The sequence below is a fragment of the Mycolicibacterium aromaticivorans JS19b1 = JCM 16368 genome (genome assembly GCF_000559085.1).
Lineage (GTDB): Bacteria > Actinomycetota > Actinomycetes > Mycobacteriales > Mycobacteriaceae > Mycobacterium > Mycobacterium aromaticivorans.
In genome coordinates this window covers 5,209,651-5,225,576 of sequence record NZ_JALN02000001.1, presented here as the reverse complement: position 1 = coordinate 5,225,576, position 15,926 = coordinate 5,209,651, and the positions used below count along the sequence as shown (strand labels likewise).

Genomic DNA, 15,926 nt, shown 5'->3' with positions numbered 1-15,926 from the left:
AGACATGGACGCAAAGCCATTTCGTCATGGGCGCCGGCTGTCGACCGTGCTGGCCGCCCTTCTGTTGGTGCCCGGCCTGCTCACCGCGCCGGCCCACGCCGCTCCGGCATACGCCGGGCCGGCTCCTCTGGCGCCGCTGGATCAGTCCACCGTGCTGGGCCAGGTCACCCCAGGTCTGGTCGACATCAACACGACCCTGAACTACCAGAGCGCGGTCGGCGCGGGCACCGGCATCGTCCTCGATCCCAGCGGCGAGGTGCTGACCAACAACCACGTCATCGAGGGTGCCACCGGCATCACCGCGACCAGCCTGGCCAACGGTCGCACCTATCCCGTCGACGTCATCGGCTACGACCGCGCCAACGACATCGCGCTGGTGCGCCTGCGTGGCGCCGGTGATCTGCCGGTCGCCGCGGTGGGCACCTCATCGGGGCTGGCGGTGGGTGACCCCATCGCCGCGATCGGCAATGCCGGCGGCGCCGGCGGTGCGCCGAGCTTTTCCCCGGGCAACATCACCCAGCTGGGTGCGTCGGTTCGCGCCTCCGACGAATCCGGCGGTGGCTCACGTGAACTCACCGATCTGATCCGAGTCGCCGCCGATGTCCGGCCCGGTGACTCAGGTGGCCCGCTGGTCAACGCCGCCGGCCAGGTGGTCGGCGTGACCGTCGCGGCCACCCTGACCTATCGGATGGGCAACGTGCGCGGCGGCGAGGGCTTCGCCATCCCGATCGATCGCGCGATCGGCGTCGCCGGGGCGATCCGCTCCGGGGGCGGTCCCGGTATCCATATCGGGGACACCGCGTTCATCGGCGTCGGAATAGCCGATCCCAGCCCTGGCGCTCCGCCCGGAGCCGTGGTGCGCCAGGTACTTCCGGACACCGCGGCTCGCGGAGCCGGGCTTGCGCCGGGTGACGTCATCACCGCGGCGGACGGAATCGCGATCAACACGGCCACCGACCTCTCGAACTTCATGGACACCCATCGCCCCGGTGACACCATTACGTTGATCTGGATCGACCGCGAGGGCGCTCCGCGCAGCGCGCCCATTGTTCTCGGCTCCGGGCCGGTCGGCTGATCTCAGAGGTGCAGCTCGGCCCGAACCTGCATGAACCGCAACAGGCCCGCCCGGCCTGTCACCGGTTGGTAGGCGGCGACGAGGTCGTCGACGAACGCGGCGCGGTCGGATTCGGGTAGCCGGTCGGTCCAGGATGTCGAGCCCACGGTGCACCAGGCCGTGAACTGCTCGACGGTGCCGAAGTCCCATTCGCGGTCGAGCACCGCCATCGAGGCCACCCGCAACCCGCAGCCGTCGGCCAGTTCGCTCAGCTCCACGGGATCGGGATGGATGAACGGCGTGCTGAATCCGGCGAAGCTGGAGCTCCAGCGCGGGGCGGCCGCCACCTGCATGGCGGTTGACTCGATGCTGGGTCGTTTTCCCGCACAGACCATTTGGATGAGTGCCCGACCGTGTTGGCGCAGCACCGCAGCAACGGCGGTGAGTGCTTCGCCGAGCTGCGGCACCCAGTGCAGCGCGTTGAACGAGACGACCATGTCGAAGCTGCGACTGAACGGCAGCCGCCGTGCGTCCGCGCACACGTACACCGGGCCGGCCGGTGACGCCGGGCCACGATGCACGGCGGTGGCCACCATCCGCGGCGAGGCGTCGACGCCGACGATGTAGCCGTGGGGCAGGCGGGCGGCGATCTCGGCGGTGAGGAATCCGTCGCCGCAACCGATGTCGAGTATCCACTCGCTGCCGTCGACGACGAGTTCGGCCAGGCTCTCAGCGGCCACCGAGCGCTGCAGGCCGCTGACCCGGCTGTAGTCCTGGCCGCTCCAGTCCGCCACCGACACAGTTAACGTCAATGCCGGCATCGGCGGCAATAGTCGTCAAGGATGGGCCCATGACCACTGCCCTGGCGCGCGGCGCCGCAGCGATGATGACGATGACGGCGGTCGCGACGGCCGCGCCGGCCTGGGGCGATTCGACCGAGCCGCTGTACAACCTGGTCGATGCCGCGGCGCAACGCCTGCAGACCGCGGATGCGGTGGCCGCCAACAAGTGGCTGACCGGCGGCCCGATCACCGACCCTGCGCGGGTCAAGGTGGTGCTGGACTCGGTGCCCAAGGACGCCCAATCCCGAGGTGTGGCAACCGATTACGTAACCACGGTGTTCACCAACCAGATCAACGCGACCGAGGCCGTCGAGTACGCCCGGTTCGCCGGCTGGAAGTTCGACCCGGCCGGGGCGCCGACGTCCGCCCCCGACCTGGCGTCCTCCCGTGCGGTCATCGACGGCCTGAACCGCCAGATGGTCGAGCAGATCGCCGCCCAATGGCCGGTCCTGAGCTCGCCGGCATGCCGAGGCGAACTGGACACGGCCAAGAACGACGTGGCCGGGCAGCGCCAATTCGACGATCTCTACCGCACCGCGCTGGACTCGGCGACCAGGTCGTACTGCGGGTCTTAGCTCGTCGGGTGCGGGTTGCCCAGGTACGGGAAGACGTCGAGGGTATCGGCGTGGGGGGCGAGACCGCTTGGCGGGCAATCGCCCTTGGTCAGGAACGCCAGCCGGTAGTCGATGACGTCGTCTCTGAACGTCCGCCCGTTGGGATACTTCGCGGGTTTCGCCGGGTCGAACGTCAGCATGTCCGGCAGCGTGCCCTCGGTGTCGATCGCTGCGATGGCCTCATCGTCGGTGTAGCCGCCGGTGTGCCCCATCAGATGAATGAACTGCCCGATCCAGCGTTCCCGGTCATGGACCGGCTCGCTGGCGTTGTACTCCTCTTTGGTGTCGTCGGTGTTGAAGAAGCTGCTCACCGACGGGTGCCCGGCGCGGTCGACGTGCAGCAGTTCGCCGTCGCGGTTCAGGCTGCAGCGCCCCCAGATCCGAAGGTCGGGATCAGGCGCCAGCTCGGCGGTCGGCAGCTCGATCGCAATCGAGAACACATTGGCGCTCGTGTTGGAGTCCACCCCGGTCCACGGCGACTCGCCGCCGAGGTGCGGCGCGGTGAAGTTGCGGCCGCCGGTGGTGTCGAACAGGTTCTTGATGCCGTCGAAGTCGAAGAAGAACGCATCGCTGCGCGCACCGGCGGCGAACATGTATCCGTCCGACTGGACGACGTTGGCGCTTTCGCCGAAGGACACCTCGACGGCTTCGAAGATTTTCTCCCCCACCGCATATGGCGATTCCGCGTCGTCGCCGACAGCCAGGAAGACGTCGACGGTCTGCCGCCCGTCCTCAGGCGTCGAGAACACGAAGCTGAACGCGATGTCGTTGCGCAGGTCACCGTTGTTGTCGACGGCCAGCCGGTAGATGGCATCGGGATGCAGCGCGTCGGCGTTCGGGTTGGCGTTCATGATGAGCACCGTGCGGCTCGCATCGGCCGGCGACTGAAATGCGTAGAGATCGCACAGATCCAGTCGCTGATCGCCCAGTGGCGGGCCAAGACTCAGGCCGGTGAAGTGGTTCGACATCAACGAGACTTTGCCGGATCAGTTCTGCCGGGGCAACAGCTCGTGGACGAAACGTTCGATGAACTCGTCGGCAGGGGTGTCGCCGACCGGCCGGATGACGAACTTGCTCAGCCCCGCGGCGATCAGCCCGTCGAGCTGCCGGTGCAATTGCGACCAGTCCCCGGCGACCAATTCGGCCGGATCCACGTCCGGACGTCGGGATCTGACGGCGGCGGCGATCTCGTCGGGCAGATGCCCGTCGGCAACGGCCAGGCTCAGACCGTGGTGGTCCGGTTCGACCGTGCGGCCCGCCTCCGCCGCGGCGCGTTCGATGCTCTGCCGGGCCACCCGCGCCTCGTCGGCAGTGAGGAAGCTGCCCAGCCAGCCGTCGGCCAGCCGCCCGATCCGGCGAAATGCCGCCGGTGCCGAACCGCCGAGCCAGACCTCGACCGGAACCGGCGGACGGATGCCCAGCGAAACGCCGGCGAGCTGAAAGTACGTGCCGTCGAAGGTGACGTCGTCGCCGGTGAGCAACGCGCGCAACACTTCCAGTGCCTCGTCGAACACCGCCGCGCGCCGCCCGTCGGGCACCGGAAACAGGTCCCACTCCGCCTTCGAGGCCGGGCGCAGACCGAACGCCGGCAGCACCCGCTTGGGGCCGAGGGCGGCAAGCGATACCAGTTGTTTGGCGACCAGCACGGGGTTCCGCCCGGGCAGCACCGCGACCGAGGTGCCGACCTTGAGGCGGGTGGTGCGCCCCAGCGTGTACGCCATTCCGGCGAACGGGTCGACAGCCGGGGTGTACACCAGCTCGGAGAACCACAGTGAGTCGATGCCCGCCGCCTCGAGCCGGTCGACGACGCGGGGCAGATCTTCGACTCCGCTGCCGAAGCTGATCCCGAAGCGGATCTTGACGTCGCTCATCTGGCCACGGTAGCCCGGCCCGGACGGCGACACAGCGGCGGATGTGCCGGGTTTCGGCGGTCGCGCAGCTTAGCCTATGGGTGTGACGCGTGTTACGGATGTGACTTGGGGTTGTGGGATCGTGACGTGCCCGAGGTAACCCGCCGTCAATTCGTGATCGGCTTGTTCGCCTCGGCCGGACTGGTCGGCGCGTCCAGCGCGATCGCGATGTCGCAGACCAATCCTCCGCTCGCGGCCAAGGCTCCCCCGCCGCCGATCGGCGCGGCTCCGCTGCTGCCCCCGCCGCCGACCACGGCGCGGATCCCGTTGCCGGGCGGCGGCGAACTGGCCAGGATTCCGGGCAAGGGCGACCTGCTGGCACTCACGGTCGACGACGGCGTGAACTCCGAAGTCGTCCGGCTCTACACCCAGTTGGCCAAGGACACCGGCATCCGGCTCACGTTCTTCGTCAACGGCGTCTATGACTCCTGGCGTGACAACGCGGCACTGCTGCGGCCGCTTGTGGATTCCGGCCAGATCCAGCTCGGCAACCACACCTGGTCCCACCCCGACCTGACCACGCTGACCAAGGAGCAGGTCGCCGACCAGCTCAAGCGCAACGACCAGTTCCTGCGCAACACGTTCGGCACCGATGCCACACCATATTTCCGGCCGCCGTACGGCAGTCACAACGACGACGTCGATGCGGTGGCCGCCGATCTGGGGTATCGGGTTCCGACCATGTGGGCGGGCTCGCTGGCCGACTCCACACCGGTCGCCGAGGACTTCATCGTGAAGATGGCCAATCAGTACTTCATTCAGCAGAACATCGTGATCGGCCACCTCAACCATCCGCCGGTCACGCACGTCTTCCCCGCCTTGATCGACGTCATCCGGTCGCGCAATCTGCGCACAGTCACCCTCAACGACGTCTTCCTGCAGCCGGAGATCCCGCACGTCACCTCCGCGTAGCGGCCAGAGAATCGATGCGGCGCAACGCAATCGCACACACCGCAGTGTAGGGCGCGGCCCACCACGGCACCCCGAACCAGACCCGGCAGCCGCCCGGTGCCCGCTCGGCACCATGCGCGGTGGCCGGCACGCCCCCGACCGACCACGCCCATCTTCGTCCCGCGTCGAAGTCGGTGACTGTGAACGGGACACCGACACCACCGATGGCCCACACCGTCCCGGTCGCGCCCGCCACGAGATACCGGCCGCCGGAGTCGAGGGCGGCACGGCTGATCGACGGCCCCCACCGCGGCCAGGCCTCCAGGTCCGTCAGCACGGCCCAGACCGCGTCGGGCGGGGACGCCACAACGCGGTCCACGATCACCATCGGCGGCCGAATTCGCACACCAAACCCCATGTCCGCCAACGCTACGCCGCATAGCCGTTCGGTCCGGGCCACCGGCTGCATAGGATCAGGTCCCATGAACGGCTCCGTGACAGTGCACATGGCCGCACCGGCCGACAAGATCTGGAATGTGATCGCCGACACCACCCGAACCGGTGAGTTCTCACCGGAGGTGTTCGAGTCCGAATGGCTCGACGGCGCGACCGGCCCGGCTCTGGGAGCGAAGTTCCGCGGGCATGTGCGGCGCAACGAGATCGGCCCGGTGTACTGGACCACGTGCCGCGTCACCGCCTGCGAACCGGGACGCGAATTCGGTTTCGCCGTCCTTGCCGGCGACAAGGCGCTCAACAACTGGCACTATCGGCTGGACGCACACGGTGACGGCCACGACGTGACGGAATCGTTCCGGATGGCCGACTTCCCCGGGGTGCGCCTGTTCGAGTTGTTGGGCGGACAGCTACGGGTTCGGCGCAACAAGCGAGACATGCGCACCACGCTGGAACGGATCAAGAAGGTCGTCGAGAACGACTGAATCCTCGCCGCGGGTGCCGGTCGGTTTGATACAACCGGTGCATGGGTCGGTGGTCACGGGAAGAGATCGAGTCCGCGTTCGAGGAACACAAGCAGGTCGTCGTCGGCATCGCCGACAGCTGGGACTGGTCGCGGTTCGCCGACCAGTTCACCGAGGACGCCACCTATGTGGAGCACTCCTACGGCACATTCCGCGGCCGGGAGGCGATCCGGAGCTGGATAGTCAAGACCATGAACACCTTTCCCGGTACCGAGATGCCGTGGTTCCCGTCGACCTGGCACTCGATCGATGTGGATAAGGGCTGGGTGATCTGCGAGTTCCAGAACCGGATGCGCGATCCCGGCGACGGCAGCATCCACGAGGAACCCAACATCTCGGTGCTCAAGTACGCCGGTGACGGGCTGTGGAGCTACGAGGAAGACGCCTACAACCCGATGAACTTCATGCCCATGGTCAAGGGCTACATCGAGACGTCGAAGAAGCTGGGAACCATCTCCGACGATGCGGTCACGTTCGCCCGCAACATGGGATGGGACCTCGCCTGAGGCTTCGCCGGTCTGGGCGTCAGTTCGAGCTGCCTTCGGTGTCGTCGAAGAAGCTCCACTCGCCGTCGTGCTCGACCTCCATGCGCCAACCCAGCTCGGAGTTGTCGGCGCGTGAGTCGACGAACCACGCGTGGGCGTCCTCGGCGCTCTCGATGTCCTTGGTGTCGACGACGTCGCCATGCGGGTTGATCACGCGGTAGGTTGCCATGTTTCATGCTTCCCCGCTGGGGTGCAGTTCAATCGCCCGGATGCTTGAGACCCGCGCCGCACAACGGAATCACCACGTCGCCTCCGGCCAACAGATCGGTGATCCGCTGCCAGTCCGGCCCTGATCGGGCGGCGGCCCCTGCGGCCGCGGCGTAACAGACCGCGGCCGTCGGCTCGACGAACAAGCCCTCGCGGCCCAGCGCCTGACGTCCCGCCACGATCGCGTCGTCGTCGACGGTGACGATCGCGCCGCCCGAATCGCGCACCGCGGCCAGGATCTGCTCGGCGCGGGGCGGTGCGGTGATCGCAATGCCCTCGGCCAGCGTGGAACCCAGGTCCGGGTCCCGGCCGTCCCACGCCGCCGCCAGCGGTGCGCACCCGGCCGCCTGGACCGCGATCAGCGCCGGCATCCGGTCGGCCAACCCGGCGCCGACCAACTCGGTGAAGGCCAGGTGACAGCCCAGCAGCAGCGTCCCGTTACCGACCGGAACCAGCACCGCCGCCGGCAGGCGGCGTCCGTTCTGCTGCCAGATCTCGTATCCGTAGGTCTTCACGCCGTGCATGAAATACGGGTGGTAGACGTGACTGGCATAGAAGATGCCGGGGCGCTGGGCGATCCGCGCGGCCGCCGCGGCGGTCGCGGCGCGGTCCCCGGGCACCAGCGTCAGCGCGGCGCCGTGCGCCCGGATCTGAGCGAGCTTCTCCGGCGAGGTCGCTGCCGGAACCAACACCTGGCAGTTGATGCCTGCCCGTGCGAAATACGCCGCAGCCGCGGTTCCGGCATTGCCGCTGCTGTCGACCACGACCTCCCCGACTCCGAGCCGTTCAGCGAGCGCCGCCAGGACCACCGCGCCTCGATCCTTGAAAGACAGCGTGGGATTGAGGAATTCGAGCTTGAAGCGGATCCCAGGTGACGTCTTCGACGGGATCATCGGGGTGTTGCCCTCACCGAGTGTGGTCGACGCGCCGACCGGTACCGGCAGCACGGAATCACCATCGGGTCGCCACGTCTCGATGACGTCGAGCACCCCGCCACACGGGCACCGCCATACCAGCTCGGCGACGTCGAATTCCCGGGCGCACGAGCGGCATTGCAGCGGCGGCAGATTCATGGCTCCACTCCCCTGCGTTCGTCGATGACGAACAGGATCAGCGTGACGAACAGGACGGCGGCCGGGATCCAGATCGCATGCACGGTCCAGGCGCGGGTGGCGTATGCGCCGGCCACCGCGCCGCCGGTGAAGGACGCCGTCAGCGCGGCGTACGTGGTGAACGCTCGCCGCGCCGTCACGTCGCGGTCCACGAAACCGGTGTAACCGCTTTCGACCAGACGCATCAGGTTGCCGGTGGTCGCCACCGGCAGATACACGAATTCGCCGATGTTGCGGAACAACCCGATCTGCATGGCCGCGACGAACGAGATCGGTACCGTCACATAGCTGTGCGCCACCGTGCTCGGGACGAAACCGATGGTGAACAGCACCGCGGCTTGCAGCAGCATCGTCCAGCGCAGCGGATGCTTCAGGTATCGCTCGACCCGGCCCGACTTCAGATGCGAGGCCAGTCCCACGCCGGCGAAGAACGCCAGAAGTGGCCACACGTGCGCCAGCGCCGCGCTGACTCTTCCCTGACTCGTCTCCAGCGCGAAGAGGATGACGTTGGCGGTCTGCACGTTCGCGAACACCCCGCCGCGGGCGAGGTAGGTGTAGGCGTCCAGGAAGCCGTTTGCCAGCGTGAGCAGCAGGCCGAAACGCAATGTCGTCGAGGTGCGCGTCATCGTGGGAGCAAGCTTGCCTGAATCGGGAAATGAACACGAGCGTGGGCCGTGGACTCTAAGGTCGTCTCCCATGGGCATCGCCACACGTGTCAATGGTCAGCAGCCGCCCGAAATGGCGCTCGAGGACATCAATCTGGGCACCTTCGAGTTCTGGGGCATGGACGACGCCCTGCGCGACGGAGCGTTCGCGACACTGCGCCGTGAGGCCCCGATCTCGTTCTTCCACGAGGTGGAGTTCGAGGGTATTGAGGCGGGCCCCGGCCACTGGGCGTTGACCAAGCTCGACGATGTTTTCTACGCCAGCCGCCACCCGGACATCTTCAGCTCCTATCCCAACATCACGATCGGCGATCAGATCCCCGAGGTCGCCGAGTACTTCGGCTCGATGATCGCGTTGGACGACCCCCGGCACGCCCGGCTGCGCAACATCGTGCGCAGCGCCTTCACCCCCAAGGTCGTGGCGCGCACCGAGGCGTCGGTGCGCGACCGTGCGCAACAACTGGTGTCGGCGATGATCGCCAACAATCCGGACGGCAACGCCGAACTGGTCACCGAGCTATCCGGCCCACTGCCGCTGCAGGTCATCTGCGACATGATGGGAATCCCCGAGGACGACCACGACCGGATCTTCCACTGGACCAACATCATTCTCGGCTTCGGCGACCCGGACCTGACCACCGACTTCGACGAGTTCCTCAAGGTGGCCTTCGACATCGGCGCCTACGCCACCGCGCTCGCCGAGGACCGGCGGATCAACCCGCGTGAGGACCTGACCACCTCGCTGGTGGCGGCCGAGGTCGACGGGGAACGGCTGACGTCGGCCGAGATCGCGTCGTTCTTCATCCTGCTTGCCGTGGCGGGCAACGAGACCACCCGGAACGCGATCAGCCACGGGGTGCTGGCACTGACCCGGTATCCGGAGCAGCGCAAGATCTGGTGGGATGACTTTGCCGGCGTCACCGACACCGCGGTCGAGGAGGTGGTGCGCTGGGCGTCGCCGGTGATCTACATGCGCCGCACCGTCACCCGCGACATCGAGCTCAGCGGGGTCAAGATGGCCGAGGGCGACAAGGTGACCATGTGGTACGCCTCGGCCAACCGGGACGAGGAGAAGTTCGCCAACCCGTACCTCTTCGATGTCACCCGCACGCCCAACCACCACGTCGGTTTCGGCGGGGGCGGCGCCCACTTCTGCCTTGGCGCCAACCTGGCCCGCCGCGAAATAGCCGTCGTATTCGAAGAACTGCACCGCCGCATCCCTGATATCGCGGTCACCGAAGAGCCCTCGATGCTGCTGTCCGCGTTCATCCATGGCATCAAACGGCTGCCGGTGAGCTGGACGCCCGCCTGAGTTTGTGGCGCGGACCGGGCGGCACTCGTAGCGTGATGGACATGAAGCAGCGGGTGCACTGGTTGGTGATGCACGGCGTGATCCGGGCGGCGGCCAGTGCGGCGGCCCGTCGCGGCGACCCGCAGGCCAGGATGGCGTTCGATCCGGCGGTGCGCGTCGACCCGGTCTCGTTCTTCGAAGAGATGCGTCCGCAGGGTCCGATGCTGCCCACCCGACTGGGTTACCTGACCCTCGACCACGCGGTGGCCCACGAGTTACTGCGCTCCGACGATTTCCGGGTGATCATCCTCGGCGGCAACCTGCCCAAGCCGCTGCGCTGGGTGGAACGCCGCACCCGCGACGACCTGCTGCATCCGCTGCGGCCGCCGTCTCTGCTGGCCGTCGAGCCCCCCGAGCACACCCGGTACCGCAAGACGGTCTCGTCGGTGTTCACCTCGCGCGCGGTGACCGCGCTGCGCGACAGGGTGGAGGACACCGCGGCGGAACTGCTCGACCAGCTGTCCGACGGCCCCGGCGTCGTCGACATCGTCGAGCGGTACTGTGCGCAGTTACCGGTGTCGGTGATCGGCGACATCCTCGGCGTCCCGGAGGCCGACAGACCGCGGATCCTGGAGTTCGGGGAGCTTGCCGCGCCGAGCCTGGATGTCGGGTTGACCTGGTCGCAGTACCAGCGGGTGCAGCAGGGCCTCGCCGGGTTCAATCTGTGGCTGGCCGCGCACCTGCGACAGCTCCGCGAACATCCCGGCGACGACCTGATGAGCCAGCTGATCACCGCCTCGGACGAGGGTCAGCATCTCGATGAGAGCGAACTCGCGGGCATCGCCGGGCTGGTGCTCGCTGCCGGGTTCGAGACGACAGTCAACCTGCTGGGCAACGGAATTCGGTTGCTCCTCAACTCGCCCGACCAGCTGGCGCGCCTGCAGGAGGATCCGTCGCTGTGGCCGGGCGCGGTCGAAGAGATCCTGCGCCTGGAGTCGCCTGTGCAGCTGTCGGCGCGGATCGCGCTGCGAGACACCGAGGTGGCCGGCACCACGGTACGGGCGGGCGAGATGGTGGCGATCTACCTCGCCGCGGCCAACCGCGATCCGGCGGTGTTCGAGGACCCGCACCGCTTCGACGTCAGCCGCCCGAATGCCGGTAAACACCTTGCCTTTTCGGGTGGACGGCACTTCTGCCTCGGTGCGGCGCTGGCGCGGGCCGAGGGCGAGGTGGGTCTGCGACGCTTCTTCACGCATTTCCCCGAGGCGCAACTCGCCGGGTTGGGCAGCCGCCGCGACACCAGGGTGCTGCGCGGTTGGGCCGAGTTACCGGTCAGCCTCGGCGCGCCCGGCCTGATCTCCTCGCGCGACTGACTCGGCCCGATTGTCGTCGGAGACCCGGGGGTCGAGTGCGTCGGCGTGCTGAGCGCGTTCGTCGAGTTCGTCTCGGTGAGCGGCGGCCTCGGTGCGATGCTTCTCGGCGTTTTCCTGCAGGCGGGCAGCTTCGGCCGCCTTGGCTTCCGCTTCGGCCTGCGCCGCACGGGCTTTGGCTGCGGTTTCATCCGCCAAAGCTTCGCGCCGCTGCACCTTGACCTCCTTTTGGCGGACCTCCTCGCGGATTTCGTCGGCCTGCGCGACTCTGCGGCTGATCTGGCGTTTACGACCGACCCAGACAAGCGCTCCGATCACGATCAGCGCGGCGAGTACGGCGATGACTATCCACACGACATTGTTCGAGGCCATGCTGGCTCCTTCAGTGGGGCGGGCCGCCGATACGGCACTGTCAATTGACGGCGTTCCCGTCGCGGCCATGGGCCAAACCGCCGAGCGCCGTCAGCATGCCCGCCGCCGACCGCGGCCAGGTGAACGTCTCGGCCCGACGCCGGGCGCAATACCGCCGGTGCTGCTCGGGGCGGTCGATGACCCCGGCGACGGCCGCGGCGATAGCATGCGGATCGTTGTCAGCGCATGCGCCACTGTCGGAGGTCAGGATCTCCGACAATGCGGAGGTGCGTGAGACCACCGCCGGTGTCCCGCAGGCCAGCGCTTCCAGCGCGGCCAAGCCGAACGTTTCATGCGGACCCGGCGCCAATGCGACGTCAGCAGAGGCCAGCAGCGTGGCAACGGCGTTACGCGAGTCGATGAAACCGGTGAAATCCACCGGCAGCCGCGCCGCCTGGCGCTGCAGCCGCGCCCGCATCGGTCCATCGCCGGCAATGACCAGCCGGGCATCTACACCCGAATCACGAAGCGCGGCAAGCGCATCGATGCTTCGGTCGGCGCGCTTCTCCACCGACAGTCGACCACAGTGCACCAGCAGCACCTGATCCGGTGCGGCCCAACGGTTACGGGTGCGCGTGCAGAACCGGCGCGGATGGAACATGTCCAGGTCCACACCCAGCGGCACCGTCATCACATTCGTGGCCCCGATGCGGTCGAACTCTTCGCGCGCAAAACTGGTGGTGCACAGCACCGTGTCGTAGTTCGCCGCGGTACGGCGGTTCGCCAGGTCGGCGATCCGGCGAGCCAGCCGTTTTGGCATGATCTGACCGGTCAGGCGATCGAGTCGCTCATGCGAGATCATCACGGTGGTGACGCCTTGTCGCGCACCCCACCGGCCCAGCGAGCGCAGGGTGAACCGGTCCGACACTTCGATGGCATCAGGCGCCAACCGCTCAAGCAGTATGGTCACCGGCGACGGCATCACCGCGCGGTAGCCACCGGTGAACGGAATCTGTCTGGCGGGCACCGCAATTCGGGTGACGCCACTGGGCAGCGTGGTGTGGGTGGCCGTCGATCCGGGCACGATCAGGAACACCTCATGGCCGGCTGCACAGTACTCCGCACCCAGCCGGTCGACCGCCGTACGCAAGCCGCCGGACCGGGGGCCGTAGAAGTTCGCGACCTGCGCGACCCTCATCATGGCCGTATCCGATCGTGTGGCGATGTGCGGATGGCGACCCCCGACCCTCTGCGTCCTGAACACGCGGTGAACAGCCCCACGTGGTCTAGCGTTGGTGACGTGCAGATTTCGGATGTGTTCCGCGCGGCGTCCGCTGCGGTCAATCGCGGTGCCACTGCGCTGATCACCTCGCCGCGGTGGGGCCGCATCGTCGGGCTGGGGTTGACCGAGATCCGCTACACCGGCCGGCGCAGTGGCCGCAGTGTGGTGCTGCCGGTCGGCTACCGCCGTCGCGGCTCAGACATCCTCATCGGCGTCGCGATGCCGGACGGCAAGAAGTGGTGGCGCAACTTCACCGGCGCGGGCGCCCCGCTGACCATCCTGCTCGGCGGCGCGCAGCGTTCCGGCCACGCCGTCGCCACCCGGGATCCGCGCGGGCGGGTGACCGTCACCGTCCGGCTCGACGATTAGGCCAGATACCGGGTGAACCAGTCCTGCACCCGGGTCCACGCATCGGCGGCCGCGACGGGGTTGTAGCGCGGACCGCTGTCGTTGAAGAACGCGTGGTCGGCGTCGGGCTCGACGATCAGGTCGTTGACCAGGCCCGCCTGATCCAGCGCTGCCTTGGCCGCGGGCTCTGAGGATGTGACCCGTTGGTCGAGCGCGCCGTACAAGCCGAGAACTGCCGCGTTCTTCGAGCCGGCGAAATCCGGGTTGTCGGGCAGCGGACCGTAGAACGGCACGGCGACGGCAAGCCGGGACTCGCCGGCGGCCAGCAGTCGCCACACCAGTCCGCCGCCGAAGCAGAACCCGACGACGGCGAGCTTGTGGCCGGGTGTCCGGCGCGCCACTTCGTCGAGCCCGGACCGGAGGTCGGCGACGAAACGCTCGGGCGGGATGGTGCCCAACGCCGCGGTCGCGGCCGCCGGATCGGTGAACGTGGCGGTGCCGCCCTCCTCGGAGAGCAGATCGATGGCCAGCGCGGAGTAGCCGATCCCGGCCAGTCTGCCTGCGACGGTGCGCACCCAGTCGTTGAGGCCCTTGTTCTCGTGGATGACCAGCACGCCGCCGCGCGGGCTGGCAGCCTGCGCCCAAGCGCCCTGCAGCTGCCCGTGCGCGCCCGGGAACGTGATGGGCTCGGTGGGCAACGCCGTGGCCATGCCGGGCGGCGGCGCTGCGGACGGCGGCGTGGATGTCGCCGGTGACGACGCCGCGGTCGTCGGTTTCTCCTTCGAGTTCTCCGTGGAGCAGGCGGCGATCAGCGCGCTGGCAGCTGCGGTGCCGACGCCCAGCAGCGCCAGCCGCCGTAGCGCCTCGCGGCGGCTCAGCAGGCCGTCGACGTGATCCGTGGCAATCTCTTCGGCGATGTAGCGCTGCAAGGGAGTCACCTAGGCGAGTATGCGCCTTCTGGGTAAGCGTGAGCTGAAGCCAACGATCATCACCGGAGGTGCAGGCATGGCAGACCGCGACGTACCGGCTGAGTCCGAGGCGTTCGACAGGGTGGTCGGGTTGTTGGACTATCCGATGTTCGTCGTGACAACCCGGGTCGGTGATCGGCGCGCGGGTTGCCTGGTCGGCTTCAGCAGCCAGGTGTCGATTGATCCGTCCCGATTCTTGGTCGGGCTGTCCAAGAAGAACCACACCTATCGAGTCGCCGCCCAAGGCGCGACACATCTGGCCGTGCACCTGCTGGCCAAGGAGCACCGCGAACTGGCGCGGCTGTTCGGCAGCCAGACCGGCGACCGCGTCGACAAGTTCAGCCGCTGCCGGTGGCAGGACGGGCCCGAGGGTCTGCCCATCCTCACCGATTCCTCGGCATGGTTCGCCGGACGGATTCTCGAGCGCTTCGACCTGGGCGACCACGTCGGGCACCTGACCGAGCCGGTGGCCGGGGCCGCGCCCGAGCGACTCGGAGATCTCGTCACGTTCACCGACGTCAAGGACCTGGAGCCCGGCCACGAGGCATGACTAGCCTGGGGCCCATGTCGTCAGGCGCTGCGCTCGCGGACCGGATCGCTGTCGTTGCCGGTGCCACCCGGGGTGCTGGGCGCGGTATCGCGGCCGCACTCGGTGAGGCAGGCGCGACCGTCATCTGCACCGGCCGCAGCAGTGTCACAGGGCGCGGTGGGTCCGACTACGACCGGCCGGAGACCATCGAAGGCACGGCTGCGCTGGTCGACGACCTCGGCGGCACCGGGGTGGCGATCCAGGTCGATCACCTGGACCCCGACCAGGTGCGCGGGTTGGCCGACCGGATCCGGTCGGAGTTCGGCCGCATCGACGTGCTGGTCAACGACATCTGGGGTGCCGAGATCCTCAAGGGCGAGCCGCCGCAGTGGAACCGCCCGATCTGGGAACTCGACATCGCCGACGGGCTGCGCATCCTCCGCCTCGGCATCGACACCCACCTGATCACCGCGCACGCCCTGCTGCCGCTGATGGTCGAGCGACCAGGGGGCCTGTTGATCGAAATGACGGATGGCACAGCCGAATACAACGCGGCGAACTATCGCATTTCGGTGTTCTACGACGCGGTCAAGTCTGCGGTCAACCGGATGGCCTTCGCGCTCGGTCACGAGCTGACCCCGTACGGCGCGACGGCCGTCGCCGTCACACCCGGCTGGATGCGCTCGGAGATCATGCTCGAGCACTTCGGCGTCACCGAGGAGAACTGGCGAGATGCGGACGCACCGCCGGGTTTCGCGGAATCGGAAACGCCACGCTACGTGGGCCGCGCCATCGCGGCGATCGCCGCGGACGACGACAGGTCGCGCTGGCATCAGCGGTCGGTGTCCGCAGCAGATCTGGCACGCGCGTACGGCTTCGTCGATGTCGACGGGCGACAGCCGGATGCCTGGGCACACATGGAGTAAACAGATCGAAGAAAGTGTCCACTAAATCGTTGACACTCGCGCAA

At 68.0% G+C, this 15,926-nt stretch carries 20 protein-coding genes; 10 read left to right on the top strand and 10 right to left on the bottom strand.

The genetic code is table 11. The annotated features are described in order from the left end of the window. The first annotated feature begins 4 nt into the window (after window positions 1–4). The gene (locus tag Y900_RS24965; protein ID WP_051660249.1) at window positions 5–1,075 is read left to right on the top strand and encodes a S1C family serine protease; all 1,071 of its coding nucleotides are present in this window, start codon (window positions 5–7) and stop codon (window positions 1,073–1,075) included. A 2-nt stretch (window positions 1,076–1,077) separates the two neighbouring features. Here Y900_RS24965 and Y900_RS24960 read toward each other — a convergent pair whose 3' ends face one another. Then, window positions 1,078–1,848: a class I SAM-dependent methyltransferase gene (locus Y900_RS24960; RefSeq protein WP_036347746.1), complete on the bottom strand. Its 771-nt coding sequence runs from the start codon at window positions 1,846–1,848 to the stop codon at window positions 1,078–1,080. A gap of 56 nt (window positions 1,849–1,904) precedes the next feature. Here Y900_RS24960 and Y900_RS24955 point away from each other — a divergent pair, with 56 nt between their 5' ends. After that, on the top strand, window positions 1,905–2,471 hold the full coding sequence (locus Y900_RS24955; protein WP_081845229.1) for a chorismate mutase: 567 nt from the start codon (window positions 1,905–1,907) through the stop codon (window positions 2,469–2,471). Here the strand turns inward: Y900_RS24955 and Y900_RS24950 are convergent. Continuing rightward, window positions 2,468–3,478: a DUF4331 family protein gene (locus Y900_RS24950; protein WP_036345127.1), complete on the bottom strand. Its 1,011-nt coding sequence runs from the start codon at window positions 3,476–3,478 to the stop codon at window positions 2,468–2,470. The genes Y900_RS24955 and Y900_RS24950 overlap by 4 nt on opposite strands. A gap of 18 nt (window positions 3,479–3,496) precedes the next feature. Next, window positions 3,497–4,381, bottom strand: a complete 885-nt coding sequence (locus Y900_RS24945; RefSeq protein WP_036345126.1) for a TIGR03854 family LLM class F420-dependent oxidoreductase — start codon at window positions 4,379–4,381, stop codon at window positions 3,497–3,499. Window positions 4,382–4,507: 126 nt separating this feature from the next. Between Y900_RS24945 and Y900_RS24940 the strand changes: the two genes are divergently transcribed. Further along, complete coding sequence (locus tag Y900_RS24940) at window positions 4,508–5,332, top strand: polysaccharide deacetylase family protein (protein WP_036345125.1); 825 nt, start codon at window positions 4,508–4,510, stop codon at window positions 5,330–5,332. Here Y900_RS24940 and Y900_RS24935 read toward each other — a convergent pair. Then, on the bottom strand, window positions 5,319–5,795 hold the full coding sequence (locus Y900_RS24935; RefSeq protein WP_337588785.1) for an SRPBCC family protein: 477 nt from the start codon (window positions 5,793–5,795) through the stop codon (window positions 5,319–5,321). The genes Y900_RS24940 and Y900_RS24935 overlap by 14 nt on opposite strands. Here Y900_RS24935 and Y900_RS24930 point away from each other — a divergent pair. Beyond that, the gene (locus tag Y900_RS24930; RefSeq protein WP_036345124.1) at window positions 5,794–6,249 is read left to right on the top strand and encodes an SRPBCC family protein; all 456 of its coding nucleotides are present in this window, start codon (window positions 5,794–5,796) and stop codon (window positions 6,247–6,249) included. The two genes, Y900_RS24935 and Y900_RS24930, sit on opposite strands and share 2 nt — an antisense overlap. 41 nt (window positions 6,250–6,290) lie before the next feature. After that, window positions 6,291–6,794, top strand: coding sequence for a nuclear transport factor 2 family protein (locus Y900_RS24925; protein ID WP_036345122.1), 504 nt, complete (start codon window positions 6,291–6,293; stop codon window positions 6,792–6,794). A 19-nt stretch (window positions 6,795–6,813) separates the two neighbouring features. Here the strand turns inward: Y900_RS24925 and Y900_RS24920 are convergent, their stop codons facing one another. Genes Y900_RS24920 through Y900_RS24910 form a run of 3 tightly spaced genes read right to left on the bottom strand, consistent with a single transcriptional unit; the run spans window position 6,814 to window position 8,778 of the window. After that, the gene (locus Y900_RS24920; protein ID WP_036345121.1) at window positions 6,814–7,002 is read right to left on the bottom strand and encodes a hypothetical protein; all 189 of its coding nucleotides are present in this window, start codon (window positions 7,000–7,002) and stop codon (window positions 6,814–6,816) included. Window positions 7,003–7,030: 28 nt separating this feature from the next. Further along, entirely contained in the window at window positions 7,031–8,113 is a 1,083-nt protein-coding gene (locus tag Y900_RS24915) for a pyridoxal-phosphate dependent enzyme (RefSeq protein WP_237752640.1), read from the bottom strand. Next, window positions 8,110–8,778, bottom strand: coding sequence for a YoaK family protein (locus tag Y900_RS24910; protein ID WP_036345119.1), 669 nt, complete (start codon window positions 8,776–8,778; stop codon window positions 8,110–8,112). Before Y900_RS24910 ends, Y900_RS24915 begins: the two co-directional genes overlap by 4 nt. Window positions 8,779–8,848: 70 nt before the next feature. Here Y900_RS24910 and Y900_RS24905 point away from each other — a divergent pair, with 70 nt between their 5' ends. Both Y900_RS24905 and Y900_RS24900 read left to right on the top strand, forming a co-directional pair. Further along, window positions 8,849–10,129, top strand: a complete 1,281-nt coding sequence (locus Y900_RS24905; RefSeq protein WP_036345118.1) for a cytochrome P450 — start codon at window positions 8,849–8,851, stop codon at window positions 10,127–10,129. A gap of 41 nt (window positions 10,130–10,170) precedes the next feature. Further along, window positions 10,171–11,481 carry a cytochrome P450 gene (locus tag Y900_RS24900; RefSeq protein ID WP_036347739.1) on the top strand — a complete coding sequence of 437 codons (1,311 nt, stop codon included), beginning with the start codon at window positions 10,171–10,173 and terminating at the stop codon, window positions 11,479–11,481. On the opposite strand, the gene Y900_RS24895 is transcribed toward Y900_RS24900, so the two are convergent. Continuing rightward, complete coding sequence (locus tag Y900_RS24895) at window positions 11,434–11,850, bottom strand: hypothetical protein (RefSeq protein WP_036345116.1); 417 nt, start codon at window positions 11,848–11,850, stop codon at window positions 11,434–11,436. The genes Y900_RS24900 and Y900_RS24895 overlap by 48 nt on opposite strands. A 40-nt stretch (window positions 11,851–11,890) precedes the next feature. Next, window positions 11,891–13,027: a glycosyltransferase gene (locus Y900_RS24890; protein WP_036347737.1), complete on the bottom strand. Its 1,137-nt coding sequence runs from the start codon at window positions 13,025–13,027 to the stop codon at window positions 11,891–11,893. Window positions 13,028–13,129: 102 nt separating this feature from the next. On the opposite strand from Y900_RS24890, the gene Y900_RS24885 reads away from it, so the two are divergent. Then, window positions 13,130–13,480 carry a hypothetical protein gene (locus tag Y900_RS24885; protein ID WP_202807781.1) on the top strand — a complete coding sequence of 117 codons (351 nt, stop codon included), beginning with the start codon at window positions 13,130–13,132 and terminating at the stop codon, window positions 13,478–13,480. Here the strand turns inward: Y900_RS24885 and Y900_RS24880 are convergent. Beyond that, window positions 13,477–14,397 carry a dienelactone hydrolase family protein gene (locus tag Y900_RS24880; protein WP_036345114.1) on the bottom strand — a complete coding sequence of 307 codons (921 nt, stop codon included), beginning with the start codon at window positions 14,395–14,397 and terminating at the stop codon, window positions 13,477–13,479. The genes Y900_RS24885 and Y900_RS24880 overlap by 4 nt on opposite strands. A gap of 67 nt (window positions 14,398–14,464) precedes the next feature. On the opposite strand from Y900_RS24880, the gene Y900_RS24875 reads away from it, so the two are divergent. Both Y900_RS24875 and Y900_RS24870 read left to right on the top strand, forming a co-directional pair. Further along, complete coding sequence (locus Y900_RS24875) at window positions 14,465–14,977, top strand: flavin reductase family protein (protein ID WP_036347733.1); 513 nt, start codon at window positions 14,465–14,467, stop codon at window positions 14,975–14,977. Between the two features lie 14 nt (window positions 14,978–14,991). Beyond that, window positions 14,992–15,882, top strand: coding sequence for an SDR family oxidoreductase (locus Y900_RS24870; protein WP_036345112.1), 891 nt, complete (start codon window positions 14,992–14,994; stop codon window positions 15,880–15,882). The last annotated feature ends 44 nt before the right edge of the window (window positions 15,883–15,926 follow it).